Genomic DNA, 25,431 nt, shown 5'->3' with positions numbered 1-25,431 from the left:
GAGACAACCATGAACCCGAAAATTGCAGAAGTCACACAGCGTATTATCGAGCGCAGCAAAGACACGCGGAAAGCTTATTTAGAAAAAATTGAAACAGCACGACGTCAGGGTCCACACCGTGGTGCATTATCGTGCGGGAACCTCGCTCACGGTTTTGCGGCGTGCGGAACGGCTGATAAGTCTGATCTTCGTTCAATGACAAAAGCCAATGTCGCCATTATTTCTTCATATAACGACATGCTATCAGCCCATCACCCTTACGAAACGTACCCTGCGATCATCAAAGAAGCAGTAAAAGACGTTGGCAGTGTGGCACAGTTTGCAGGCGGTGTTCCGGCAATGTGTGACGGGGTAACGCAAGGGCAAACGGGCATGGATTTAAGCCTGATGAGTCGAGACAATATTGCGCAAGGTGCTGCTATTGCACTGTCGCACAACATGTTTGACTCGGCGCTGATGCTCGGTATTTGCGATAAGATCGTTCCAGGGCTGCTTTTAGCATCATTGACGTTTGGACATTTACCTACCGTATTTGTGCCGGCAGGTCCAATGCCGTCGGGTTTACCAAACAAAGAAAAAGCACGTGTACGTCAAGAATATGCTGAAGGCAAAGTAGGTCGTGATGCGCTATTAGAAGCAGAATCACAGTCTTACCACTCAGCGGGTACCTGTACATTCTACGGCACAGCAAACTCAAATCAGCTAGTGGTTGAAATGATGGGCCTTCATTTACCGGGATCGTCGTTTGTGAACCCAGGTACACCATTGCGTGACGCGTTAACCAAAGCCGCTGCCGTTCAGGCGACTCGCTTAACCGATTTAGGTGATAACTACACGCCAATTGGTCATATTGTTGATGCTAAAGCCATTGTGAACGGCCTTGTTGGACTATTGGCAACGGGCGGTTCTACTAACCATACTATGCACTTGATTGCGGTGGCGCGCGCGGCGGGTTACATCGTTAATTGGGACGATTTCTCAGACATCTCAAACGCCGTGCCGCTACTAACACGCATTTATCCAAATGGTTCTGCCGATATTAACCATTTTGTAGCTGCTGGCGGCATGTCATTACTCATCAGGCAGTTACTTGATGCTGGCTTGTTACACAACGATGTGAAAACTATCTGCGGCGAAGGCTTAGATTTTTATACAAAAGAGCCAGTGCTTATCGATGGCGTATTAGAATGGCGTGATGGCCCCACTGAGTCGCTCGATAAAGAAGTACTTGCGACAGTGGAAAGCCCATTCAAACCAGATGGCGGTTTGAGCGTACTGGAAGGTAATTTAGGTCGTGGTGTGATTAAAACGTCAGCCCTTCGTAAACCACAGTGCACAATTAAAGCCCCAGCCGTTGTGTTTGAAGACCAATTTGAATTAGATTCTGCATTTCAGTCAGGCGACTTAGATAAAGATTGTATCGTAGTGGTTCGCTTCCAAGGCCCGTCGGCGATTGGTATGCCAGAATTGCACCGCCTTACGCCACCACTAGGTGTGTTGCAAGACCGAGGTTTTAACGTTGCGCTAGTTACCGACGGAAGAATGTCAGGTGCATCGGGTAAAGTACCTGCGGCAATCCATGTTACCCCTGAAGCGTTTAAGGGCGGTTTACTGGCGAAGGTTCATAATGGCGACATCGTTGAATTAAATACGGTAACCGGCCAACTTACGCTTCACGTCGATGACGCTACCCTTGCATCTAGAGAACCGGCACCGGCCAATATTAGTCATCACCACGTTGGCATGGGCCGCGAAATGTTTGGCGGAATGCGTGCCAATTTAACGGGTGCAGAAGAAGGTGCGTGCTCGTTGTTTTTCAACCAGGAGCAAGCGCTATGACACACAAGTTTGTGTCTGACGTAGGCGGGACGAATATTCGTGTCGCCCGCGTGACCGACGAGGGTGTAACAGACATTAGAAAGTACCTGTGCACAGACTTTGCGAGTATTGACCTCGCTATCGCGCAATATTTTAACGATATGCCTCAGTACACATTTACGCAAGGATGTATTGGTATTGCGTGTCCCGTGTTAGGTGACCAAGTTGAGATGACCAATCACAGTTGGGCATTTTCTCAAAAAGCCCTTCGCAGCCAGTTATCACTTGATGCGTTATACGTTATCAACGACTTTACTGCGGTGGCGCATTCATTACCGGCATTGGGTACAAGCCAAGTGTTACAAGTAGGTAGTGGTGTAGCGAAAGAGGGCGGCAACATTGCTGTATTTGGCCCTGGTACCGGGCTAGGCGTTGAGCATATTACGATGACCTCGTCAGGATGGCAGACGCTAGACGGCGAGGGTGGCCATGTTGACTTTGCGCCGGTTGATGAAACTGACGTTATCGTATGGCGTCATTTACACAGTACGCTTGGTCGCGCTTCGGCAGAAGAAGTCATGTCAGGTAGAGGGATTCATAATATCTACACCGCGCTAGCAACACATGCAGCCGAACCTGTCACCTTCACCGATGCTGCGCAAGTGAGCGAAGCGGCGTTGGCAGGAACCTGTGAAATTGCGCATGCAGCACTGACACAGTTTTGTCGAATCATGGGAAGTTTTGCGGGGAATCTTGCTCTTAATATGGCGACCACCGGTGGCATATTCATCGGCGGTGGCATAGCCAGCCGATTCCCTGAATTTATTCAAAACAGTGATTTCAGGGCGCGATTTGAAGCCAAAGGGCAGATGAAGCACTACGTGAAAGACATTCCTACTTACTTAATTGCAGAGCCTGATCATGGTTTATTAGGTGCCGCTGCATATCTTCAACAACATACTACGAGCTGAAATATGACGACGAATTGGAAATATTCACCGGAAGAAATCTTTGCAGCGGGCCCGGTTGTCCCTGTTTTGGTGATAAATGATGTAGAAAAAGCCGTTCCATTGGCAAAGGCGCTTATGGCCGGTGGGATCAAAGTGCTTGAAGTGACGTTGAGAACGCCTTCAGCTATTGACGTTATTAAACGTATTGCGGAAGAAGTGCCAGAGTCGCTAATTGGCGCGGGCACTGTGACTAATGCGCAGCAGCTAAAAGCGGTGACTGAAGCCGGTGCTAAGTTTGCGATTAGCCCAGGAATGACTGCGGATTTGTTAAAAGCAGGGATGGAAGCTGATATTCCTCTTATCCCAGGTATTTCCTCAACATCAGATCTTATGAAAGGTAAAGACGCGGGTTATACCCACCTTAAGTTTTTCCCAGCAGAAGCTTCTGGTGGTGTAAACGCGATTAAATCTATAAGCGGTCCGTTTCCTGATGTAACGTTCTGTCCAACGGGCGGTATTGGTCCAGGTAATTACAACGATTACCTTGCACTTAAAAACGTTAAGTGTGTTGGTGGCTCTTGGTTAGCGCCAGACGATGCAATAGAAGCGGGTGATTGGGATAGAATAACCCAACTTGCAAAAGATGCCGTGGCGGGCGTTAAACACGCATAACAATAAAAAAACCTGCTTTACGCAGGTTTTTTTATATCTGATTGCTTCACTATCGCGACGACTATAATGGCACAACCCGTTGGGTTAGCGTATGAGAAGCCCCTGGTGCGACTTCTAAGCCTTGGGTAACCGCAGATTCAACGCATAACATATGTTTGTATCCAAACGCATCCATATCTGAAATAGATGCGGCCCCTTGCCACGGATTCCAAACTACTAAGCTGTCACTGCCCGACGAGATAACGTCGGTAAACCCTTTACCCTCTTGCTCGATGGTTGCCCTTTCTACCGCACCCAAATGAATACGGTCTGTTTCTTGTGAAATGGTGTATGGTTCGGGCGCAGGCATAATGGCCCAGTCAGCCGTTTTATCTTTGTACTGATGGTTAATACCCGCTAATGCCGTGTCTTTAATATGCGAAACACTAAAGTAGGTATGCAAGGCACAGTTGAAAGTAAAGGGGGCAACGCCTGTGTTTTTAGTGGTAAGGGAAACGTCAAGCGCGCGGCCAATGACAACAGTTAACGTTACATCGCAGTCGTACTCAAATCCTTCAGCACGAGTAAACAGTGGCGATAAGGTAATATGTGTACCCGTTCCATCTTCTGTTGCGCTAATCAGCTTCCATACTTGAGTGCGCAGAAAACCATGAGAGGGCAGCGCACCTTTGTCACGGCCATGATCGTCACTAAACCACGGCCAACAGACGGGAATTCCACCGCGTATAGGCCGCTCGCCATTTAAATATGCATGAGGGCTTACCCATAGCCTCTCTGTATTATCGCTTTTGGGAATAAACGAAAGTACATGCCCGCCAAACAAACTAATTTGAGCAGTAGCGAACTCGTTATCGACATTGAGGAAGGTAAGGCCGTTCGCCTCACTTATTGTAACGGAAGTGACCGTATCCATACGTTCTCCATGAACGGACAAAAAAGACTATTGTGCATCTAAAACAAAAAAGGTGCGAATATTATTCGCACCTTTTTTATCGATTGGGTATAAGGCGTGACCTTACGCCACCCTTATTTAGAAACGTGAGCCACTAAATCAAGAACCTTGTTTGAGTAACCCCATTCATTATCGTACCAAGACACTACCTTCACGAAGGTGTCTGTTAGTGCAATACCTGCAGTGGCATCGAAGATTGATGTATTTGGATTGCCGATGAAGTCATTAGACACAACCGCATCTTCAGTGTAAGCCATAATACCTTTAAGCTCACCTTCTGACGCTTCTTTCATCGCAGCACAAATGTTTTCGTAGCTGGTAGGTGTGGCTAGATTGACCGTAAGGTCAACGACTGATACGTTAGGCGTAGGTACACGGAAGGCCATTCCTGTTAACTTACCATTAAGTTCTGGAATGACTTTACCTACTGCTTTCGCTGCGCCAGTCGATGATGGAATGATATTTTGGCCCGCGCCACGACCACCACGCCAGTCTTTTGTTGATGGGCCGTCTACGGTTTTTTGTGTCGCTGTCGTTGCGTGTACCGTCGTCATTAAGCCATCAACGATGCCGAATTTGTCGTTCAACACTTTAGCAAGTGGTGCTAAGCAGTTCGTTGTGCATGACGCATTTGAAACAATGTTCTCGCCCGCATAGTTGTCATGGTTTACACCCATAACGAACATTGGCGTGTCGTCTTTAGAAGGCGCAGACATGACGACTTTTTTCGCCCCTGCTTCTAAATGCTTTGATGCTGTCTCTTTCGTAAGGAAAAGACCTGTTGATTCTACAACAACGTCAACATCAACCTCATTCCACTTTAGAGCAGAAGGATCGCGCTCTGAAGTAATCCGGATTGTTTTACCATTTACAATAAGGTTGTTGTTATCTACCTTTACTTCGCCGTCGAATAATCCATGCGTAGAGTCATACTTGAGTAGATAGGCAATATAATCTGTGTCTAGAAGGTCGTTTACTGCAACCACTTCGATGTCTTCACGAACCGCTGCAGCTCGCATTACCAAGCGTCCGATTCGTCCGAAACCGTTAATACCGATGCGAATTGTCATGGCGTACCCCTATTAATTAGTATAAATGTGAAAATAAATTACGTAAAGTATGGATCAAAATGGCATAATTGGCAAAAGAAAAAGCAAAAGTGTTGCAAAATTACAAACAAATACTTATGCAATCGTATTCAGTTTTCACCGAACGCATGTTTCTAGAATAATGTTAATAAATTGTATTAATACAAAATCGGCATTTTTCGATCGCGTGCCTTTCATTGAAAAACAGGAACAACAAAGATGACACAACAACGTCTGCAACAACTGGTTGAAATGCGTGGAATAGAAACCCACTATGTTGACGCGTGGGGCAAACCAGCAACCATCGCAGAATCGAGTAAAACCAAGTTACTCAATGCGCTTGGTTATGACACGGATAACGATGAAGTGATAGCATCTCAAATGAGAGACGATATCAATTCAGTATGGTTATCTGTACTTAATCCTGTTCATGTTATTCGTACCGATGAAACTATTAATGTTCCCGTTCGATTACCGCTAGAGCTGGTAAACGATGAACACGTGCTAACGATTACACTAGAGTCAGGTGAAACCCTGTCGCATACCTTTACCCCTGTAGATGCTGAAATGACCACAATGGCTCACATCGACGATGTAGAGTTTCATGAATACGTTGTCACCTTGCCAATGGTTCTCCCAATAGGCTATCACACGCTTTCTTTATCGGCAGATGGCGATACGTTCGGCGAATGCCGTATGATTATGGCACCTACAGCGTGTTTTACCCCGAAAGATATAAAAGACGGCAAAAAGGTATGGGGGCTAAGCGTTCAGTTATATTGCGTAAGAAGCGAACGCAACTGGGGAATTGGTGATTTTTCTGACTTAACGACGCTCATTGAGAATGCCGCGGGTGTGGGCGCAGATTTTATCGGGTTAAACCCGATACATGCTTTATACCCAGCAAACCCTGATGCCTGTTCTCCTTATGGTCCAAGCTCGCGCCGTTGGTTAAATTATTTATACATCGACCCAACGGCCGTTGAAGGGTTCGAAGAGGATAGTGTTCAATCCATTGTTAACTCAGAGGCGTTTACCACAACCCTTGAGCATGCCAGAAATGTAGAACATGTTGATTACGACGCGGTCGCGCAATTGAAACTTCAAGCATTGCGAGCTGTTTTTGAGATTTACGACGCCCGTTTCCTTAAAAAGAATACAAAGCAAAACAAAGCGTTCAAAGCATTTGTAGAAGAGGGTGGGGAGAGTCTTGATACCTTAGCCGTGTACGACGCACTGCAATCACACCTAAAAACAAAGGGTAAAGAAAGCTGGGGTTGGCCTGTTTTCCCTGAAGAATTCCAAGATTATCATAATCCAGCGGTTGCTAAGTTTAAAAAAGCCAATGCTAAAGACGTAAAATTCTATTTGTTTTTGCAATGGATTGCCGCCCAGCAATTGGAATCCGCTAGTCAAAAAGCGTCCGACTGTGGCATGACAATTGGTTTGTATCGTGATTTGGCAGTAGGCGTTAGTGAGGGAAGTGCTGAAATTTGGGGTAACAAGGACTTGTATTGTATTGATGCGAGTGTCGGTGCGCCGCCAGATATTTTAGGCCCACTTGGACAAAATTGGGGGCTTCCTCCCATGGACCCTCGTAAATTGTATGAGCAGGCGTATCAACCCATTATTGATTTGTTCTCTGCAAATATGGCATCAAGCGGCTCATTACGTATAGACCACGTAATGGCATTGCTGCGTCTGTGGTGGGTATATCGAGGTGATAATGCAAAAGCAGGCGGATACGTTTACTACCCCGTTGACGACCTTCTTGGCATTTTAGCGCTCGAAAGCCATCGCAATGAAAGCCTTGTTATTGGTGAAGACTTAGGCACCGTACCGGAAGAAATTCGCAGTAAACTTGCTGATAATGGTGTGTATTCCTACCGTGTGTTTTTCTTTGAGCAGGCCGAAGATGGTGGATTCTATTCTCCTAGCCATTATCCGGTTCAATCTATGGCGACACTCACCACACACGATATGCCAACACTAATTGGCTTTTGGCATTGCTTAGATTTAGAACTGGGTAAAACGATAGGGCTTTACCCAACTGAAGACATATTGCAAACGCTTTACACTGACCGCCACGATAATAAGCAATCAATACTTGATTCACTTCATGGGCACGGCTCAGTGGATGGCGAGGTGAGCCGAGATGTAAACAATACACCAATGACTGAAGCGCTGAACTACGCAATGCAAGTGCATATGGCGAAAGGATCTAGCGCATTGTTGAGTTTGCAACTAGAAGATTGGTTACAAATGGACAAGCCAGTGAATATCCCCGGTACCTTTAACGAGTACCCAAATTGGCGTAGAAAGTTAACCCAGAACGTCGAGGATATTTTTCAAAATCATGCTATAACTGGGCTAGCACATCAGTTAACCCATGCGCGTAAACAAACAGGTAATGGCTAGACCTATATCGCCATTACCTTTAGGTAAAGCGAATGGTAAACGTGTTTACTATCGCCTAGATTACAGGTAATGAACCCCTGCTTAGCGGGTTTCAACAGGAGTATTTAATGCAGTTAGCACAGCAACTTGAAAGCGCGTCGTGTACCCATCCGTATTCGTCACTTGGCGTGACGAGCACAAATGACGGGGATATGGTAAGAGTTTGGCAACCAGGTGCCGACACCGTTTCGTTGACGTGGCTTGATAAAGGGAAAAAGAAAACCTCTATTGCATTAAAGAAAGTCAGTGACCTTGGGCTCTTTGAAGGGGCAGTGAAAGAAACGTGTCTTGACAAAAATTATTGTGTGAACGTAACGTCGGGCAGCAACGAGTACAGTTACGTTGACGCCTATCAGTTTAAAGACGAAGCGTTTCACGCCGTTCACTTTATTGACAGTAAACCAGCGAATTTATATGAACAAGCTGGTGCCCAGTTATTGTCGCTTACGCTGTCAGATAACGCGCAACTTGATGTCGTTCGATTCTGTGTTTTTGCGCCTAACGCATCAGCGGTGTCTGTAATAGGCGATTTTAATCACTGGAACGGAAGTCTTCACCCCATGGAAAAAACATCCATGGGATACTGGGTACTGGTAGTACCTAATGTAACAGAAGGCTCTCGCTACAAATATCAAATAAAAGATGCTAACGGCCACGAGCTACCACATAAAGCTGACCCTTTAGGCTTTAGCGCGGAACAATACCCGTCACATGCATCGAAAATCTACAACCACGACAACTATTCATGGAATGATGCTGAGTGGCTTTCCTCTAGAAAACGCGATAAATACGCGCAGCCTATGAGTATTTACGAAGTACACCTTGGTTCATGGAAGCACCCAGATGCAGATAGCGATGCACGTTATCTCTCTTATCACGAATTAGCCGATGAATTGATTGGTTATGTGAAAGATATGGGGTATACGCACTTAGAGTTACTGCCTGTTTCAGAGTTCCCCTTTGATGGAAGTTGGGGTTATCAACCTGTCGGTATGTTTGCTCCTACGAGCCGATTTGGTTCACCGGATGATTTCAAGTACTTCGTAGACAAGTGCCACCAAGCGGGCATTGGCGTTATTATCGACTGGGTTCCTGCACATTTCCCAGAGGACGCCCATGGCCTTGCTCGTTTCGATGGAACGCATGTATACGAATATGATGACCCACGAAAAGGCTGGCACCCTGATTGGAACTCTTGTATCTACGATTTCGGCAAAGACACAGTAAGACAGTTTTTGGTTGCCAACGCGCTTTATTGGCTAGATAAATTTCATATCGATGGGCTACGTGTGGATGCCGTTGCCTCAATGCTTTATTTAGATTATTCCAGAAACGATGGAGAGTGGATCCCCAATGTTGACGGTGGTAATGAAAACTACGAAGCCATTAGTTTACTGCGGTGGATGAACGAAGAGGTTTACAATGCGTTTCCAGATGCAATGACCATCGCAGAAGAATCTACATCGTTCCCTAAAGTATCAAGGCCTGTGTTTGATGGTGGTCTTGGATTTGGCTTTAAGTGGAACATGGGCTGGATGCACGATTCTTTGAATTATATTTCAAAAGACCCTGCATATCGGAATTATCATCATGGTGACATTACGTTCAGTATGGTGTACGCATTTGACGAAAACTTTGTATTGCCCATTTCGCATGATGAAGTGGTGCATGGAAAAGGAAGTATGTTGCGCAAAATGCCGGGCGACGAGTGGCAGCAAGCGGCAAATCTTCGATGCTATGCAGGTTTCATGTATGGGCACCCTGGCAAAAAGCTTAACTTTATGGGCAACGAGCTTGGTCAGTTTAAAGAGTGGAATCATGATGCTGGCTTAGATTGGGCGGCGTTAGAGCATGATAAGCACCGAGGCATTCAAGCGGTGTATCGTGCTCTGAACCATATGTACAGCGATACACCCGCGTTGTATGAGCAAGATCACGTTCACGAAGGGTTTGCATGGCTAGATCACGACAATGCGTCGCAGAGTATTGTTTCTTTTGTACGTAGTGCGAAGGGAAATAAGCAAAAGGTGTACGTGGTGAGCAACTTTACCCCCGTACCTAGAGAGCACTTTAGGATTGGCGTTGACACAGACGCACCGCTCACGCTGTTATTAAATACCGACTCGAGTGAGTTCGGCGGAAGTAACTTTGCGGTAGAGAAAACGGTTACACCCACATCGATACCTTGGAATGGGCGCGGGCAATCTGTGGATATAACGCTACCGCCATTGGCAACCATTTTCTACGTGACAGCGTAATTTAAGGATAGTGAAACAATTGAAGGATAACGAGCTAGCATCTTCTGCTATACAAAATGGTGATCCCACCCCTCTTGGCGCAACGCTTAAGCAGGAGGGGTGCAACTTTGCCATTTATGCACCAAATGCAAACTCGGTAATGTTGTGTTTGTTCAATAGCGATACGGAAGAAGCGATTGCCGAATGCCCATTACCGGAGAAAACCGGTGATGTATGGCATGGCTTTGTTCCGTCAATTCTAGCGGGCCAGTATTATGGTTATCGTGTAGAAGCAAAGGATAATAGCCTGCATGATTTCTCAACAGATAAATTGCTTATCGACCCTTACGCTAAAAAGCTAAGTCGCCCGCTACAATGGGACGAACGACGGTACAAGCATGATTCGCAGTTTATGATGCCAAAGGGTGTGGTGTTGAGCGAACAAGAGTTAACGTCTCCACGCACCACGTCAGCGCCCATAGGAAAACATAAACGCATTATTTATGAAGCTCATGTAAAAGGGCTGACGAAACAACATCCAGACGTACCTGCAGAACATCGTGGTAAATTTTTAGGTGCCGCGCACCCAAGCGTTATTGCGCACATTAAGCAGCTTGGTGTCACTACCGTGCAGTTTATGCCGGTTAATGCGTTTATGCCTGAGCCCTTTATTACCGATAAAGGGCTAACCAACTATTGGGGCTACAACCCAATAAACTTCTTTGCCCCTGAGCCTCGATACGGGGTGAAAAATGCGCTCGATGAGGCCAAGCAGATGGTAGCGGCTTACCATGAAGCGGGGCTAGAGGTTATTCTTGATGTGGTTTACAACCACACCGCTGAGGCGGGGCACGGGAGGCCAATCCTCTCGTTTAAAGGCCTTTGCCCTTACAATGCCTATTTATTAGAAACCACCGACAAAAAAGAAACTGTTTACTCAAATCATTCTGGGTGTGGAAACACGATTAACACCAGCGACCCATTTATGATGGGAATGATATTGGATGCTATGCGTTTTTGGGTCTCTACGGTGGGTATTGATGGCTTTAGGTTTGACTTAGCGGTTGCGCTAGGAAGAGAGCCTCAAGAATATACAAAAACATCGGGTCTATTACGGGCCATTAGCCAAGATCCTACATTGAAAGATAAAGTATTACTTGCCGAGCCTTGGGATATTGGACCTAACGGTTATCAGGTTGGAAACTTTCCTTCGCCATGGTTAGAAGTTAACGACAAGTACCGAGATACGGTGCGCGCGTTTTGGCGCTCTGATGATGGTGTAACGGCAGATTTTGCGACGCGATTAATGGGGTCTCGTGACCTATTTCACAAAGGTCAGCGCCATATATCTACCTCGGTGAATAACATTACTTATCACGATGGTTTTACGCTACACGACATGGTGACGTACTCAGAACGCCACAACTTAGACAATTTAGAAGATAACCGTGATGGTCATGGACATAACCTTTCGCATAATTATGGCATTGAGGGCGAAACAACCGACATGGAAATCATCCAATTGCGTGAACGCCAGAAACGTAATTTGTTTGCGACCTTAATTTTTTCTCAGGGAACCCCGCATATTTTAGGGGGGGACGAATTGAGTCGGACGCAAAACGGCAACAATAACGCCTACTGCCAAGATAACCCTTTAAGTTGGTTCAACTGGACCCTTAATAAAAGAAAACAAGATTTCTTGTCGTTTTGCCAATACGCTGTTCGGCTGCGTCAAACGTCAAGTTTACTGAGTGAATTAAAGCTTGATGATGACCATTTCACATTGGGCAGAAATGTAAGTCAGATTAATTGGTTTAAACCCGATGGGTCTGACAAGGCGTCTGAGGATTGGAACGCAAAACATAACAAAGCATTCGGCGTTGAAATAAAAGGGTGTGCTACTGCCCATAGCTCTGTAGAGCACTGGTTCTTGTGCGTTAATGCCAGCGATAATGACGTAAGATTTCATCTTCCAACACTGTCAAAGAGCGGTGGGTGGACACTACATCTAGATACACGTTACGCTTCGCTAGACGATCAGCCATCCATTTGCATTCAAAAGGTATTCTTGCAAGCAAATCGTTCGTTAGCACTGTTTAGTTTTAGTGAAACTAGGCCGTAAGCTTTACCGTTGACGACAAAAGCGGCATACCGTATCGATATTGTCATGATAAGCTGTTCTTTATTTATCCAGATGGTATCATGCGCACCCATCTGGAATGTGAGGGTGAACCTATGCAAAATGAAGGTGGAAATCAGAACACATCGACCGCGTGCGATATTGGCTTTATCGGTTTAGGTGTGATGGGCAGTAACTTAACGATGAACTTGGTTGACCATGGTTATCGCGTTGCTTGCTTTGACTTAGATCAGCAAAAAGTGGACGCTATTCTAACAAAGGATGCGTCTGAAAGAGCCGAAGGCACTGCCCCACGCGTTGAAGGCTGTAGTTCATACACAGAACTTCTTAGCAAATTAAAAGCGCCCCATCTTATTATTTTGTCTGTGCCAGCAGGCGACCCCGTAGACCACGTTTGTAACCACCTTATTGATGCGGGTATCAACGCGGATGATATTATCGTTGATACTGGGAACTCGCTATGGACGGATAGCGTTGCTCGCGAAGAGCAGTACAGAGGCAAATTCGTATTCTTCTCAACTGCGGTATCAGGTGGTGAAGTAGGGGCACGATTTGGTCCCTCTCTGATGCCTTCTGGTAATCCTTATGCATGGACTCGCATCGAGCCAGTGTTGAAGTCAATTGCAGCGAAAGTCGATCCGCAAACCGGTAAGCCAATAGAGAGCACTACGCCGGGACAGCCTGTCATTGAGGGCGAACCTTGTGCCACTTATATAGGCCCTATTGGCGCCGGTCACTATGTGAAAATGGTTCACAATGGTATCGAATATGCTGATATGCAGCTTATTTGCGAAGCATATCATGTTATGCGTGAAGCATTGCATATGGCGCCAGCAGAAATAGCAGAAGTGTTTAGACGCTGGAACGAAGGGAAGTTAAACAGCTACCTTATTGAAATTAGTGCCGAAGTGTTAGAGCAACTTGACCCAGAAACTAAGCAGCCTTTGGTGGATGTCATTTTGGACAGAGCCGGACAGAAAGGGACGGGCTTATGGACAGCAGTCAGTGCACTTCAAGTCGGCAGCCCAGCACAAACTATCACGTCAGCAGTATTTGCGCGCAGCATTTCAAGTTTGAAAGAAGAGCGAGTAACAGCGAGCGCCGTGTTAACAGGCCCTAACGCAGTAACGTACTCTGATGAAGAGAAGATGGCTATCGTAAATCAGCTTGAACAAGCGCTTTACTGCTCAAAGATTTGTGCATATGCGCAAGGGTTCCAGTTGATGGCGATGGCAGGCAAAGAGCACGGATGGAAATTAGAGTTCGGCGAAATTGCAAAGATATGGCGAGCAGGCTGTATTATTCGTGCTGTGTTCTTGCAATCCATTTCGAAAGCGTATGAAACCAATGAAGACCTATCAAACCTGCTGATGGACCCTTTCTTTGCCCAGCAAATTTCTGAGTATCAATCTGATTGGCGTCAATCTATCGCGCAAGCAACACTAGCGGGTGTTCCATGCCCGGCAATGATGTCAGCTTTAAGCTATTACGATTCTTACAGAACAGCAGTATTGCCGGCGAACCTGTTGCAAGGGCAACGTGACTACTTTGGTGCGCACACCTATCAACGGGTAGATAAAGCGCCTGGTAAGAAGTATCACATTGAGTGGAGTGATCCAGCCCGTCCTGAAACGGCTATCAAACGCTAAGATAACCCTTTCACTGATAATGTCTAAAAAGGTGTATTGTTCAATACACCTTTTTTGTTTGGAGAGAAAAATGTCAAATAATGAGTGGCAAGATACACTAAGTGAAGACGAATACCGTGTGTGCCGGGAAGCGGGTACCGAGCGACCATTTACCGGCGCGTTGTTAGATGAAACCCGCCAGGGTATTTACGTGTGTAAGTGCTGTAATGCAGCGTTGTTTCCATCAGATACCAAGTTTGATGCGGGCTGCGGTTGGCCCTCGTTCTTTAAACAACTCGACGCGGAAAATGTAGGGTATCGTGAAGATGATTCGCTGGGGATGCGCAGGGTAGAAATTTTTTGTAAACAATGTGATTCACATCTAGGGCATGTATTTTCTGATGGACCTGCGCCAACAGGTCAGCGTTACTGTGTGAACTCATTGTCACTTACCTTCAACGGTGAAGACAACAGCGTAGTAAAAGGGTAATAGCGCTGAGAAAACGGTCTATGAAAGGTGAACTTCTGGTTAAAATTTAACCTCTTTGGGCTCGGTAGCGAAAGACCACATTAAAATCCGCGGCATAACCGCGGATTTTTTCATTTTTTTAGCCGTTGAAAGTGTAATTCATTTTCAAAATCACAGTCGGTCAAGCATCAGCGTATCGGCATTAAACTCGCCTGAATTCAATGAAGACACAATATCGTCAATGATATTATCAAGAATTGAAACCGGTAAATTAAATGCGTTGCCAAGCTGTTCCCGTTGAATTGACGGTAGACGTTCATCAAACGCTTCGCTTACCCCATACCATACGTAAGCCATTCGGTAATTTTCGGTATCCATACCAATAGATGCCAAAGAATGATAGATGCCGATATCAATATCATCTGAGTCTTTGTATAAACTTAATGCCCGATATAGCGTTTTGATGGTTCGCACTTGGTCTGTTTTTATCTGTGCAGAAGCTAACGAAACCAACAGTTCAGGGTCGTTCACCTTATTGCTCGCGCTATACCTTTCAAAACGATGAAACGCGTCTTTGTCATTGAAACGTGTCCAATGGTAGTACGATAAGTATGGGTCGAGGGAGTCTTTCGTTTCTCTTGCAAGTCGCTTCAATTCTTTTTGCGCAGTAATAACGCCCTTTAAGCGAGTCGCTTCTTTGCCTTTACGCTTAATATGTTCAATATGCTGTACCTCGTCGACACAGACGAGGTAATCTTCGAAGGCGAGTAACAACGGGTATTTATACGCGTCGGTTTTATCATCTTGGTGATAATAGCGTAGGCGAATAATATCTGCTCTTTCATACCTACAGCGGGCATCTAGACTAAGATCTAGACATAACTCGCTGTTTTCATCACAGATTTCACTGATAGTAGGTTCGAAGAAGTCACCGCAGCCTTGCAGTATCAAACTTACAAGCAATACAAAAAGTGTTTGTGGCGTTTTTGTTGGAAAATTACCAAACAAACGGCGCAAAGTAGACGTTATTGTTAGCTTTCTGAAATTTATCAACAATTTGGTCATCCTAGGTTGTTTTATTAAGATTATGCCCGTCATCGTCAGACGATAACTCACCGAGTGTACCCTAAGAATAATAATAGCTGACGTGCAAATAACCGTTAATTTTCATCAATGAAGGCAGAAGCATGAATCAACAGTTTGAGCAGGAATTACAAAGTAGCTGGCAGGAGCGCCAGGAATACGCAGAAATGATGTTGCCTTTAATCGGTAAATTATACCGAAATAGAGCAATAGAAATCTCTGTTTATGGTCGCTCACTACTTAATGCTAGTGCAACCGACATCATCAAGGCACACAGAAAAGTTCGCTTACACGAGGGCATTAAACTACGCCTAAGAGAAAGCTTCCCTATTCTTGAAGCGTTGAATGACATGCAATTAGCGCCTGCTCAAATAGATATTGGCAAACTCGCTTTCGATTTTAATTTCGGTTCTGCGGTTGACAACACCGACCTAACGGCCTATCTCAAAGAAAAACTAAACGACGTTGTTGATAAGAACGATGAACAAGAACCTCAAGACGTTGTACTTTATGGGTTTGGTCGTATAGGTCGTCTTCTTGCTCGCTTACTCATAGAGCGTCAGGGAGAAAACAATAAGCTTCGTTTACGGGCCATCGTTGTTCGTGGCGGAAGAGAAGGAGACTTGGAAAAACGTGCAAGTTTACTTCGTCGTGACTCGGTTCATGGGCCATTCAACGGCAGCATTTCAATTGATGAAGAAAAGAATGCGTTAAAAGCTAACGGTTCATATATTCAGGTAATTTATGCCAACAGCCCTGATGAGGTTGATTACACGCAATATGGAATTAACAACGCTATTGTCGTTGATAACACGGGTATTTGGCGTGACCGCGATGGGCTTGGGCTACACCTTAAAGCAAAAGGCGCAGCGAAAGCCGTTCTTACAGCACCTGGTAAGGGCGATATAAAGAACATCGTTCACGGTGTTAACCACGATGAAGTGTTACCTGAAGATACTATTATTTCTGCGGCAAGTTGCACAACAAATGCAATTACGCCAGTGCTAAAAGCGCTTGATGAAGAATATGGTATTGATAACGGTCATGTTGAAACCGTTCACTCATACACCAACGATCAGAACCTTATTGATAACTACCACAAAGGTGATCGACGCGGCAGAAGCGCGCCACTTAACATGGTTATCACTGAGACTGGCGCAGCGAAAGCGGTATCTAAGGCGTACCCAAAACTAGCAGGTAAGCTTACGGGTAATGCTATTCGTGTACCGACGCCTAATGTTTCACTGGCCATTCTTAACTTAAACCTTAAGACTGCCACTGACAGGCTCGCGGTGAATGAATTCTTGCGCGATACGGCGTTGTTTTCATCGCTTCAGCACCAAATTGACTACACCGCCAGTAAAGAAATTGTATCTACAGACTTAGTTGGCTCGCGCGCGGCGTCAGTCGTCGATTCGCAAGCGACAATTGTGGCTGACAATCGCTTAACGTTATACGTTTGGTATGACAATGAGTTTGGTTACAGCTGCCAGGTAATGCGTGTAGTGCGTGATATGGCGGGGATTACGTTCCCAACACTGCCACTTTAATATTAAGTGCTGTATAAAAACCGACCTAAAGTGGTCGGTTTTTTGTTTGTGTAAACAAAACCTATACTACTGAGCGCAGAAAACACGAGGCTTCCAATAGTATTTCTACTATTGTCTATGCTAAATTAGCGCACAAATAACAAGGGAAACGACAGTCCATGCATATTTCCAGTCAATTCGATAGCGGTAACATCGACGTTGTTAGCGCAGCATCACCCGAAAAGATCATTCTTTCGATACCCAACGACAATCAATCCGAGTTTGCACAGTGGTTCCATTTTAGATTAGTGGGCGAAACATTCGTTACGCACACCATGACACTGACAAACTTAGCTAAGTCAGCGTATCCAGCTGGTTGGGAAGAGTACAATGTGTTGGCATCTTATGACCGCCAGACATGGTTTCGCGTGCCAAGTAAATTCGATGGCGATAACTTAACGTTCTCGCTTACGCTAGAACAACCTAGTGTTTACTTCGCGTACTTTATTCCTTACAGCTATGAGCGTCATTTAGACTTAATTCATGATGCACAGATGTCTTTAATGTGTGAGCACCGCTTTCTTGGCTTGACTCTAGATGGTCGAGATATGTCAATGCTTGTGATTGGTGAAGAGACGCCTGAAAAGAAAAAGGTGTGGGTTACCGCTCGCCAACACCCCGGTGAAACCATGGCCGAATGGTGTGCCGAAGGGTTAATCTATCGCTTGCTTGATGAGCAGGATGGCTTAGGAAGAAAGCTGCTTGACGATGCTGTTTTCTACATTGTTCCTAATATGAATCCTGACGGCAGCGCTAGAGGCCACTTACGCACTAATGCGGTAGGCACAAACCTAAACCGAGAGTGGGCTACACCGACAGCAGAGAAAAGTCCTGAAGTACTTTATGTTCTCAACGCGATGACTGATATTGGCGTTGATATGTATTTAGACCTTCACGGTGATGAGGCATTGCCATATAACTTCGTTGCCGGTACTGAGGGTAACCCAGGTTATAACGCAACCATTGCAGACCTTGAGAATACCTTTAAAGATACACTGATGGCGGCTACGCCTGAATTTCAAGACGTTTACGGCTACGATAAAGATGAACCTGGTAAGGCCAATCTAACCGTAGCCTCAAACGCGGTTGGTCATAAATTCTCGTGTATGGCTTATACCGTTGAGATGCCTTTTAAAGATAACGCTGACGTGCCTGATGATGTGTACGGTTGGTCGGTGCAGCGAAGCAGGCAATTAGGTGAAGATTTGTTGATCGCGGTAAAAGCGGTAATCAGCAAGTTAAAATAACAAGAGATTATGCGGGTTATTATGATAGGTTAATAACCCGTTTTTTATATCCATAAGCATCTTGGTTATCAACGGTCGTTACCGAAAAATAAAACATCCAAAAAAAAGAAATCATAACAACAATATTTAGAGGGGAGTCACCTTGGAAGGGTTATATAGTTTTCTCGTTTTACTAGACGGGTTTTTAGGGGGAGCAGGGTGGTTTCCTTACGTGCTTCTTGGCGTAGGTTTATTTTTCACCATATACCTAAAATTTCCGCAAATTCGATTTTTTAAACATGCGTGGCAAGTTGTTACGGGTAAGTTTGATAAAGAAAGCGACCCAGGCGATACCACCCATTTCCGCGCCCTAACGACTGCACTATCTGGAACAGTGGGAACGGGTAACATCAGTGGTGTTGCGTTTGCTATTTTCCTAGGCGGTCCTGCTGCATTATTTTGGATGTGGGTAACGGCTTTCTTGGGTATGACAACGAAGTTTGTTGAAGTTACGTTATCTCATAAGTACCGCGTAAAAACTGAAGACGGCACCATGGCCGGTGGCCCAATGTATTATATGGACCGACGTTTGAACATGAAATGGTTGGCAGTTGCGTTTGCTATTGCGACTGTTATCAGCTCATTTGGCACAGGTAACTTACCCCAGAGTAATGGTATTGCACAAAGTATCGAAGCCACCTTTGGTTTTGAGCCGTGGATGGTAGGCAGTGTGTTAGGTATTTTACTGGCCCTTGTTATCCTCGGTGGTATTCAGCGCATTGCTGCATTTACTGCGCGCGTAGTGCCGGTTATGGCCGTTATTTATCTTATCGGGGCAATGGGTGTTATTTTCGCCAACCTTGAAAATATTGGTCCGTCGTTTGTGTCTGTCATTAATGATGCCTTCACGGGTTCTGCCGCTGCGGGGGGGTTCTTAGGCGCATCATTAGCATATGCATTTAACCGTGGTGTTAACCGAGGTCTGTTTTCTAACGAAGCGGGTCAGGGTTCTGCACCTATTGCTCACGCTGCGGCGAAAACTAAAGAGCCAGCATCTGAAGGTATGGTTTCGTTACTTGAACCTTTCATTGACACAATTGTTATTTGTACCATTACCGGCTTAGTCATCCTGTCTTCTGGTGTATGGAAAGAAAAACATGAAAACGTCTTCGACCGTTCAGATATGCTGTTTGTTGAAGGCAAGTATGACGATAGTAATCAAGCCGACGTTGATAAACTATACGGATACCTGAATGACGTTGACGGCAATGAAGTCAACGCGTTCAACGGAACGATATCGGTAGTTAACGGTACTGCCGTTAGTGAAGGGTTTACACTGTTAAACTCGCGTTCGGTTGCCGAAGACGTTAAGTATTCGGTTGGTAGTGAAGACTTGTTTACGGGGACCCTTAAAATTGAAAAAGGTAAGCCTGTTAAAGACAACTTGGAGATTAGCGGTAAATCGCTTGTGCATTCAGCCGCGCTAACGACTATCGCTTTTACCCGCGGTTTCTTTGGGGAGTTTGGGCAATATATTGTATCGATTGGCCTGATGTTGTTCGCCTTCTCGACTGCTATTGCTTGGTCTTACTACGGTGACCGGGCGATGACCTATTTGCTTGGCCCCCGCTCGGTAATGCCTTATCGCGTAATTTACGTTGCAGGCTTTGTATGGGCCGCGTTCTCTGATACCACGTTAGTGTGGGCACTATCAGCTGTTGCCATCGTTGTGATGACCCTTCCAAACTTATTCGGCATTATGCTGTTAAGTAAGGAAATGAAAGAAACCGTGAACGATTATTGGGCAAGAAATAAAAAATAATTGTCATTAACAAAGGCGTGTTTCGGCATCAGTTCAAATACTGGCGCTGTTACACGCTTTTTTTGTCTCTATTAGCGCATAAAAACCAACTGCGCTTCACAGGCGTAACTAAGTTAAGTATTATTGCGCACCTCATCAATTAAGCGCTACTTGGGTTTTATCTCATGTATTTTCAAACGGGAGCAACACATGGCATTAGTAAATTGCCCGTCATGCAACAAAAAAACGTCTGATAAGGCAAGCAGCTGCCCGCATTGCGATTTTAAAATTGGCAATGCAAGTGCTGAAGACATTGAACGTAAGCAGCAGTTACAAAAGTTTACGAAACTTCAGAGTATTCAAAACCAATCACTCATTGCTATGCTTATCTTCGTTGCAGGTTTTGGTTTTATGTATTGGGGTGGAACGAAGCCTGGTGACTTACAACATAACTTAGCGATTGTTGCGAGTGTTTCAGGGTTTGTTTGGTATTTGGTTAATCGTGCTCGTATTGTATTAATTAAGCGTTTTAATTCATGAATGTAGAAGTATTAGTTAACAGCATGACGCCGGAGCTCTATGAGCGCCTTCGTCTTGCGGTGGAAACAGGTAAGTGGCCTGATGGAAATCCTCTCACTGAGGATCAAAAAGCCAGCTCTATGCAGATGGTAATGCTGTACCAAGCCAAAATTGAAAAGTCGTCGGAACATATGACGGTTGGTGGAAATGGCGAAATTGTGCACAAAAGCAAACAAGATTTTAAACGTGCACTTGTAGATGAAAAAGATGATAACAACACCATAGCGCGGTTCAAACAGGATGATATTTAGTCGGTTATTTGCAGCATCGTATACCAGTTCAAAGCCCGAAAAGCGGTTAGAAGCAATCAACAACCTTTCGCCAGAAAAGCCAGCAGAAAAAACAATTCTTCACGAGCTTGCGTTTAATGATGACAGCGCAGATGTCAGCCTAGCGGCGCTCGAAAAACTTAATACGTTTGTTCTGTGGCAAAAAATGGCTCACATTGCTAAAAACGACAGAGTAAAGCGTCTTGCCGAAAAGCGGGTTGAGAGTGCACTATTGCAGACGAGCGATATTGTGTTATCCAACTCAGAGCGAGATGCATATTTGCGTGAAAACGCTAACGCTGAGTTAATTCAACATGTGGTAAGTAATAATGCCTCGATAATTAACGACGTGTTGTTGGCAAAGGCACTACTTAACAAAGTAGACAAGCCCTCATTTACCCAGTTCGTTCTAGTCAATACTTCGTCTGAAGAGCTTAAAGCGCATATCGTGTCCTCTATCAACGATATTACCATGTTGCAAAAGCTCGCTAAGAAGACAACCTCTGCAGAGATGCAAACTGTGCTCAATACGCGTATTGACGCGTTACTTGTCGACGCACAAAAGCCAAAAGCGTTATCGCGTGCTTTCACGTTATGTTTATCTAAATACCAAGCGTTAAAGGATAAGCAAGATGTTGATGTTATTGATGAGAAAAAAGCAGCGCTTGAAGCTGAGTATGCATTGTTGCTGCAAGACATTGCATTACTTGATGACGATCACGCAAAGGATATTACGGCGAAGCATGAAAAAATTCACGCTCAGCTGGAGCGTTATATTTCGCAGATAAAGCCACAGTGGGAAGCCGCTAAGCACGCCGAGGCACTTGCCTCGCTGTTGGAACATTATCAACAGCAAATGAAGCACGCACAACAACAGGTAAATTGGTTGTTTGAAGAACGACTGTGTGAGGCGACGCTTGCCGATGTCGCGGTGGTGAATGAATCAGTTCGAGGCGTTGAAGCAACGATTGACCAATTAGCGCGGATGTCTTACAGCAACGTTGATAACGCTAAGGCCAACGCAGCAGCATTAAATGAAACGCTAGATGCTTTCGCCATGCAGCAGCAATATGCGCAAAAACTACTGTCTTGTGTGGAGCGTGCTGAAGCACTGACGCGTGATGCATTGAGTGAAGACGCGTCAGCTGTGGACGAGACGACGAATGGCGTTAATGCAAACAGTGATGATGACGTCGCCGCACAATTTGAAGCGCTACAAGAAAAATATAACGGTATCGCTGTACAATTAATCAAATCGCCAGTGTCTATTGAAGCGCGATTTAATAAGGTACGCCGACATATTCGTGCAAAGCAACGAGAGGTTACAAGCCGCGCGAAAAACGAAATGAACAATGTTCGCAAGCAACTGTCCGTCATCGACAGCCTTGTTAGCCAAGGAAAGTTTCGTGCAGCAATGGCTAAGTTTAGTCGAGTAAAACCTTCATTTGACAGCCTTGCCGCTGATCAGCAATCACAATTACAAATTCGTTTTGATAATACCGCAAGTGAAATAGAGCGATTAGCAGGGTGGCAACAATACCTTGCTGCGCCACGAAAACCGTTATTAGTAGAGCAAGCGCAGCAACTTGCAGACAGTGAAGCGGATGATATTAAAGGTCGAAGCGAAGCGATCCGTGTATTAAGGCAGCAATGGCTAAGTCTAACAAGCGCAGATGATAGTGATGATAAGGCGCTGCAAGAGGCATTCGACGCGGCGTTAGAAAAAGCGTTTCAGCCTTGCCGAGAACATTACGCCGAATTAGATGCAAAACGAGCAGAAGCGCTTGCCATCCGTAAGGCGTTAGTTGAAGAAGCTACTGCTTTAGACTCATCTTTGCCTGAGGACGTATTATCAAAACACATAGACCGTCTGTCGAAAAAATGGAGTGTGACAGGGCAAGTTGAGAAAGCGCAATATGAGAAGTTAAAGAAATCTTGGCATAGTGCATTGGCCCCACATCAGGAGAAAATCAAGGAATGGCGACTGTCTAATGCAGAGAAAAAATCTGCATTGGTTAACGAAGCTCTTGCGTTGTGTGAAGCACAAGATGTGTCTAAAGCCGCTGATGCAGCCCAAACATTGCAAAAGCAATGGAAAGCAATTGGTCATGCCGGGAAGCGCAGTGAGAGTAAACTGTGGAGCACCTTTAAGTCGGCAAACGACACGCTTTTTGCAAAACTAAAAGAAAGTCGAAAAGCGCAAGACCAAGCTAGTCAGGCCCAGGCTGAAGCGCTACTTGAGACGTTGACGAGTATTGCAGAGACTGACAGTGCCGCTGAGAAAAAAGCGCGGTTGGACGAGTTTGAACGTGATTTGCCGGTCTTAACGAAGCCGCAATTGCAAAAAGTGGAACGCCAAATTGGTGTTATTCGAAAGCAGCTTAACGACAGTCAACTGCAGGCAAAGAACCGCAGGTTGCGTGAACGCGCAACAGCGCTGTTACGCGTATTAGAGCATGGTGAAATACCACAGGTTGATACAGAAGATGGTGAGAAAATAGGAAAGCGTTTACTGGCGTTACTTACCGCAGACACCCCTCATACTCGTGATAGAGCGTGGCTGACGGTAGCGCTAGAAGTGGTTACTGAAAACCAAACACCGGATAATTTGTCAGACATAAGAACCAACGTGCAGCTTACATTAATGACAAATAAATTAGAGCACGGTGAAAGTATGTCTGCCCGTGATGTAGTTAATGCGTGGCTTTCTCACGGTGTGGTTGATACTGAAGAGTTAGCGTTGCTCGCGCGGTTTGCGACAATTGTTGAAGCGGACCCCAAGGTGCTTAATTAGTATGAACAACGAAATTGAGTATGTATTTGAAAGCGAGATGCGTGCTTATCGGTTTTTAAATACCGTGAAACATTTCGATGCTCATGATTTACGCGTTAAGTTTGGTAGGAGCGACACACATGTTTACGTATCGTATCGGTATGTACTTGGAGAGTTCGATAATATGCTATCTAAGCTCGACGATTTAGCCCGTGAACTAGGGGGCAGTGAAGCGTAAGCGTGATTTGTACGTTTCGACAAATAAAAAAGGCCGATATCTTATCGGCCTTTTTTGGTATTACGCGTAGTGATTAACAATCGTCATCTTTAGCGTCTACACCTTCTTTTACGTCTTCACACGCATCTTCTACCGCATTACCTGCGTCTGTTACCATTTCGTCAAGCTCTTCGCCTGCGTTTTCGGCTTCGCCGTCACCACATGCAACTACTGACATTGCAAATACTGAAATTGCGGCTAATTTTAAAAGTGATTTTAATGTGATCATGTGTTTCTCCAAATCCTTTGATAATTTAAAAACTAGTAAATCTATGCTCTTGGTGAACGACCGCGTAGTGCATTAGCAATAAGCGAGATGACTAGCAGTGCTACAAAAATAAAGAACAAAAACTGCGCGATCCCTGTCGCTGCACCGGCTATTCCGCCGAAACCAAAAACTGCTGCAATAATGGCGATGATAAAAAATGTAATTGCCCAACCTAACATGGTTATCTCCTTGTTTTGCTTCCGTAATGTCACAATGACTTATGCCAGTACTGTGCCGTTTTTCTAAGCTTCTAATTAATATGGGTTATTTTTCATTTGAGAAGATTTTTTTGTCTGCGAAAACGTATGGTGTGCTACAGGATTACACAACACATTGCATTTTTTACATTGTGGGGAAAACCTAAAATACAAATGATACTATGAAGTAAGCGAACAATAGGAAAAACAACTATGGCAAATTCTCATTCGGCTTTTATCGGGTTGATGCAGCGAGCACGAAACGTAAAACGCTGGCCGTTAATGGCGCAGTTTCAAGATGAGATGTTATCTACACATGTCTACGAGGCGTCGGTTGTTGCGCATATGCTAGGTGCGATTGCGGCCGACGTATTCAATGAAGAAGTAGATCCTGACCGGGTAGCGGCAATGGCGATATTTCATGAAGGCAGTGAAATTGCTGGGATGAGCGATATACCAAGCCCGGTTAAATATCATGACCCAGAAACTACCGCAGCTATTAAAAAACTAGAAAAGCGGTTTGAAGCGATGCTGATCAAAACGTTGCCAGAGCCGTTACAAGCCCGTTATCAACCGTTAATCGAGCAAGATAAAGATGATATACATGTTCGTTTAGCAAAAGCTGCGGATGTACTTTGTGCTTATCTGAAGTGTGATTATGAGCTGTCAAAGTCTAACTCTGAATTTGCTAATGCCATGCATGAAATGGAGGTACAGCTGAATCGGTATCGTCAAAAAATGAAGTCGGTCGACTACTTCTGCCGCATCTTTTTGGAAGATGCGAAGGCGACACTCGATGAACAAACAAAAGATTTGGAGTGGGTAGAGCGCGCCAATAACCTTCATTTAGATACCAAATAGTAAAAACAATTTGCTGCTAAACGCAGCGCTATTAATTGGGTGTCTCCCCCCTTTATACATAGACACCCACCTTTTCCGCTTACTCCCGTACACGCAA

21 protein-coding genes are annotated in these 25,431 nt (G+C 45.1%); 16 read left to right on the top strand and 5 right to left on the bottom strand.

The genetic code is table 11. The annotated features are described in order from the left end of the window. Nucleotides 1–9 precede the first annotated feature (9 nt). The 3 genes from edd to ACOJRU_RS10490 are packed head-to-tail and all read left to right on the top strand — an operon-like array spanning nucleotide 10 to nucleotide 3,440. Nucleotides 10–1,839: a phosphogluconate dehydratase gene (gene edd, locus ACOJRU_RS10500; RefSeq protein ID WP_421131698.1), complete on the top strand. Its 1,830-nt coding sequence runs from the start codon at nucleotides 10–12 to the stop codon at nucleotides 1,837–1,839. Next, nucleotides 1,836–2,789, top strand: coding sequence for a glucokinase (gene glk / locus ACOJRU_RS10495; protein ID WP_421131697.1), 954 nt, complete (start codon nucleotides 1,836–1,838; stop codon nucleotides 2,787–2,789). Before edd ends, glk begins: the two co-directional genes overlap by 4 nt. Before the next feature lie 3 nt (nucleotides 2,790–2,792). After that, nucleotides 2,793–3,440, top strand: a complete 648-nt coding sequence (locus tag ACOJRU_RS10490) for a bifunctional 4-hydroxy-2-oxoglutarate aldolase/2-dehydro-3-deoxy-phosphogluconate aldolase (protein WP_421131696.1) — start codon at nucleotides 2,793–2,795, stop codon at nucleotides 3,438–3,440. A gap of 61 nt (nucleotides 3,441–3,501) precedes the next feature. Here the strand turns inward: ACOJRU_RS10490 and ACOJRU_RS10485 are convergent, their stop codons facing one another. After that, nucleotides 3,502–4,353, bottom strand: a complete 852-nt coding sequence (locus ACOJRU_RS10485; protein ID WP_421131695.1) for a D-hexose-6-phosphate mutarotase — start codon at nucleotides 4,351–4,353, stop codon at nucleotides 3,502–3,504. Nucleotides 4,354–4,466: 113 nt separating this feature from the next. Next, the gene (gene gap / locus ACOJRU_RS10480) at nucleotides 4,467–5,462 is read right to left on the bottom strand and encodes a type I glyceraldehyde-3-phosphate dehydrogenase (RefSeq protein WP_421131694.1); all 996 of its coding nucleotides are present in this window, start codon (nucleotides 5,460–5,462) and stop codon (nucleotides 4,467–4,469) included. Between the two features lie 237 nt (nucleotides 5,463–5,699). On the opposite strand from gap, the gene malQ reads away from it, so the two are divergent. The 5 genes from malQ to msrB all read left to right on the top strand — a co-directional run bounded on the left by malQ (nucleotide 5,700) and on the right by msrB (nucleotide 14,432). Further along, nucleotides 5,700–7,898 (top strand): 4-alpha-glucanotransferase, encoded by a 2,199-nt coding sequence (gene malQ, locus ACOJRU_RS10475; RefSeq protein ID WP_421131693.1) that lies wholly within the window; start codon nucleotides 5,700–5,702, stop codon nucleotides 7,896–7,898. Between the two features lie 107 nt (nucleotides 7,899–8,005). Then, a complete protein-coding gene (gene glgB, locus ACOJRU_RS10470) occupies nucleotides 8,006–10,195 on the top strand; it encodes a 1,4-alpha-glucan branching protein GlgB (protein WP_421131692.1) in 2,190 nt (729 codons plus the stop codon). Between the two features lie 19 nt (nucleotides 10,196–10,214). Next, the gene (glgX, locus tag ACOJRU_RS10465) at nucleotides 10,215–12,296 is read left to right on the top strand and encodes a glycogen debranching protein GlgX (protein WP_421134751.1); all 2,082 of its coding nucleotides are present in this window, start codon (nucleotides 10,215–10,217) and stop codon (nucleotides 12,294–12,296) included. Between the two features lie 113 nt (nucleotides 12,297–12,409). After that, on the top strand, nucleotides 12,410–13,963 hold the full coding sequence (gene gndA, locus ACOJRU_RS10460; RefSeq protein ID WP_421131691.1) for an NADP-dependent phosphogluconate dehydrogenase: 1,554 nt from the start codon (nucleotides 12,410–12,412) through the stop codon (nucleotides 13,961–13,963). A gap of 70 nt (nucleotides 13,964–14,033) precedes the next feature. Next, on the top strand, nucleotides 14,034–14,432 hold the full coding sequence (gene msrB / locus ACOJRU_RS10455; protein WP_421131690.1) for a peptide-methionine (R)-S-oxide reductase MsrB: 399 nt from the start codon (nucleotides 14,034–14,036) through the stop codon (nucleotides 14,430–14,432). Between the two features lie 150 nt (nucleotides 14,433–14,582). Here msrB and ACOJRU_RS10450 read toward each other — a convergent pair whose 3' ends face one another. After that, nucleotides 14,583–15,476: a DUF2989 domain-containing protein gene (locus ACOJRU_RS10450; protein ID WP_421131689.1), complete on the bottom strand. Its 894-nt coding sequence runs from the start codon at nucleotides 15,474–15,476 to the stop codon at nucleotides 14,583–14,585. 122 nt (nucleotides 15,477–15,598) lie between these two features. Here ACOJRU_RS10450 and ACOJRU_RS10445 point away from each other — a divergent pair, with 122 nt between their 5' ends. The 7 genes from ACOJRU_RS10445 to ACOJRU_RS10415 all read left to right on the top strand — a co-directional run bounded on the left by ACOJRU_RS10445 (nucleotide 15,599) and on the right by ACOJRU_RS10415 (nucleotide 23,969). Continuing rightward, a complete protein-coding gene (locus ACOJRU_RS10445; protein WP_421131688.1) occupies nucleotides 15,599–17,044 on the top strand; it encodes a glyceraldehyde-3-phosphate dehydrogenase in 1,446 nt (481 codons plus the stop codon). A 158-nt stretch (nucleotides 17,045–17,202) separates the two neighbouring features. Continuing rightward, nucleotides 17,203–18,330, top strand: a complete 1,128-nt coding sequence (locus ACOJRU_RS10440; RefSeq protein WP_421131687.1) for a M14 family metallopeptidase — start codon at nucleotides 17,203–17,205, stop codon at nucleotides 18,328–18,330. Between the two features lie 142 nt (nucleotides 18,331–18,472). Continuing rightward, nucleotides 18,473–20,131: an alanine/glycine:cation symporter family protein gene (locus ACOJRU_RS10435; RefSeq protein WP_421131686.1), complete on the top strand. Its 1,659-nt coding sequence runs from the start codon at nucleotides 18,473–18,475 to the stop codon at nucleotides 20,129–20,131. Nucleotides 20,132–20,320: 189 nt separating this feature from the next. Next, nucleotides 20,321–20,650 (top strand): hypothetical protein, encoded by a 330-nt coding sequence (locus ACOJRU_RS10430; protein ID WP_421131685.1) that lies wholly within the window; start codon nucleotides 20,321–20,323, stop codon nucleotides 20,648–20,650. Further along, a complete protein-coding gene (locus tag ACOJRU_RS10425) occupies nucleotides 20,647–20,940 on the top strand; it encodes a YeaC family protein (RefSeq protein ID WP_421131684.1) in 294 nt (97 codons plus the stop codon). The genes ACOJRU_RS10430 and ACOJRU_RS10425 overlap by 4 nt, the downstream gene beginning before the upstream one ends. Further along, nucleotides 20,930–23,752 (top strand): DUF349 domain-containing protein, encoded by a 2,823-nt coding sequence (locus ACOJRU_RS10420; RefSeq protein ID WP_421131683.1) that lies wholly within the window; start codon nucleotides 20,930–20,932, stop codon nucleotides 23,750–23,752. The genes ACOJRU_RS10425 and ACOJRU_RS10420 overlap by 11 nt, the downstream gene beginning before the upstream one ends. A gap of 1 nt (nucleotide 23,753) precedes the next feature. After that, on the top strand, nucleotides 23,754–23,969 hold the full coding sequence (locus ACOJRU_RS10415; protein WP_421131682.1) for a hypothetical protein: 216 nt from the start codon (nucleotides 23,754–23,756) through the stop codon (nucleotides 23,967–23,969). 73 nt (nucleotides 23,970–24,042) lie between these two features. Here the strand turns inward: ACOJRU_RS10415 and ACOJRU_RS10410 are convergent, their stop codons facing one another. Together ACOJRU_RS10410 and ACOJRU_RS10405 are read right to left on the bottom strand one after the other, a co-directional pair. Beyond that, nucleotides 24,043–24,237 (bottom strand): hypothetical protein, encoded by a 195-nt coding sequence (locus ACOJRU_RS10410; RefSeq protein WP_421131681.1) that lies wholly within the window; start codon nucleotides 24,235–24,237, stop codon nucleotides 24,043–24,045. 41 nt (nucleotides 24,238–24,278) lie between these two features. Then, nucleotides 24,279–24,455 (bottom strand): DUF1328 domain-containing protein, encoded by a 177-nt coding sequence (locus ACOJRU_RS10405; protein ID WP_421131680.1) that lies wholly within the window; start codon nucleotides 24,453–24,455, stop codon nucleotides 24,279–24,281. A gap of 231 nt (nucleotides 24,456–24,686) precedes the next feature. Here ACOJRU_RS10405 and yfbR point away from each other — a divergent pair, with 231 nt between their 5' ends. Next, nucleotides 24,687–25,334: a 5'-deoxynucleotidase gene (gene yfbR, locus ACOJRU_RS10400; RefSeq protein WP_421131679.1), complete on the top strand. Its 648-nt coding sequence runs from the start codon at nucleotides 24,687–24,689 to the stop codon at nucleotides 25,332–25,334. Nucleotides 25,335–25,431 lie beyond the last annotated feature (97 nt).

This window comes from Alteromonas algae, assembly GCF_049117195.1.
Lineage (GTDB): Bacteria > Pseudomonadota > Gammaproteobacteria > Enterobacterales > Alteromonadaceae > Alteromonas.
Note: the sequence above shows the minus strand (reverse complement) of the source record. Positions and strands in the feature narration are given on the sequence as shown.

What these genes read in the sequence shown, in the direction of transcription:
- msrB (WP_421131690.1), top strand. Translation starts at nt 14,034, where the DNA reads ATGTCAAATAATGAGTGGCAAGATACACTAAGTGAAGACGAATACCGT.
- ACOJRU_RS10445 (WP_421131688.1), top strand. Translation starts at nt 15,599, where the DNA reads ATGAATCAACAGTTTGAGCAGGAATTACAAAGTAGCTGGCAGGAGCGC.
- gap (WP_421131694.1), bottom strand. Translation starts at nt 5,462, where the DNA reads ATGACAATTCGCATCGGTATTAACGGTTTCGGACGAATCGGACGCTTG.
- ACOJRU_RS10425 (WP_421131684.1), top strand. Translation starts at nt 20,647, where the DNA reads ATGAATGTAGAAGTATTAGTTAACAGCATGACGCCGGAGCTCTATGAG.
- ACOJRU_RS10420 (WP_421131683.1), top strand. Translation starts at nt 20,930, where the DNA reads ATGATATTTAGTCGGTTATTTGCAGCATCGTATACCAGTTCAAAGCCC.
- ACOJRU_RS10490 (WP_421131696.1), top strand. Translation starts at nt 2,793, where the DNA reads ATGACGACGAATTGGAAATATTCACCGGAAGAAATCTTTGCAGCGGGC.
- malQ (WP_421131693.1), top strand. Translation starts at nt 5,700, where the DNA reads ATGACACAACAACGTCTGCAACAACTGGTTGAAATGCGTGGAATAGAA.
- ACOJRU_RS10485 (WP_421131695.1), bottom strand. Translation starts at nt 4,353, where the DNA reads ATGGATACGGTCACTTCCGTTACAATAAGTGAGGCGAACGGCCTTACC.
- ACOJRU_RS10415 (WP_421131682.1), top strand. Translation starts at nt 23,754, where the DNA reads ATGAACAACGAAATTGAGTATGTATTTGAAAGCGAGATGCGTGCTTAT.
- ACOJRU_RS10405 (WP_421131680.1), bottom strand. Translation starts at nt 24,455, where the DNA reads ATGTTAGGTTGGGCAATTACATTTTTTATCATCGCCATTATTGCAGCA.
- ACOJRU_RS10450 (WP_421131689.1), bottom strand. Translation starts at nt 15,476, where the DNA reads ATGACCAAATTGTTGATAAATTTCAGAAAGCTAACAATAACGTCTACT.
- yfbR (WP_421131679.1), top strand. Translation starts at nt 24,687, where the DNA reads ATGGCAAATTCTCATTCGGCTTTTATCGGGTTGATGCAGCGAGCACGA.
- gndA (WP_421131691.1), top strand. Translation starts at nt 12,410, where the DNA reads ATGCAAAATGAAGGTGGAAATCAGAACACATCGACCGCGTGCGATATT.
- edd (WP_421131698.1), top strand. Translation starts at nt 10, where the DNA reads ATGAACCCGAAAATTGCAGAAGTCACACAGCGTATTATCGAGCGCAGC.
- ACOJRU_RS10410 (WP_421131681.1), bottom strand. Translation starts at nt 24,237, where the DNA reads ATGATCACATTAAAATCACTTTTAAAATTAGCCGCAATTTCAGTATTT.
- glk (WP_421131697.1), top strand. Translation starts at nt 1,836, where the DNA reads ATGACACACAAGTTTGTGTCTGACGTAGGCGGGACGAATATTCGTGTC.
- ACOJRU_RS10440 (WP_421131687.1), top strand. Translation starts at nt 17,203, where the DNA reads ATGCATATTTCCAGTCAATTCGATAGCGGTAACATCGACGTTGTTAGC.
- glgB (WP_421131692.1), top strand. Translation starts at nt 8,006, where the DNA reads ATGCAGTTAGCACAGCAACTTGAAAGCGCGTCGTGTACCCATCCGTAT.
- ACOJRU_RS10430 (WP_421131685.1), top strand. Translation starts at nt 20,321, where the DNA reads ATGGCATTAGTAAATTGCCCGTCATGCAACAAAAAAACGTCTGATAAG.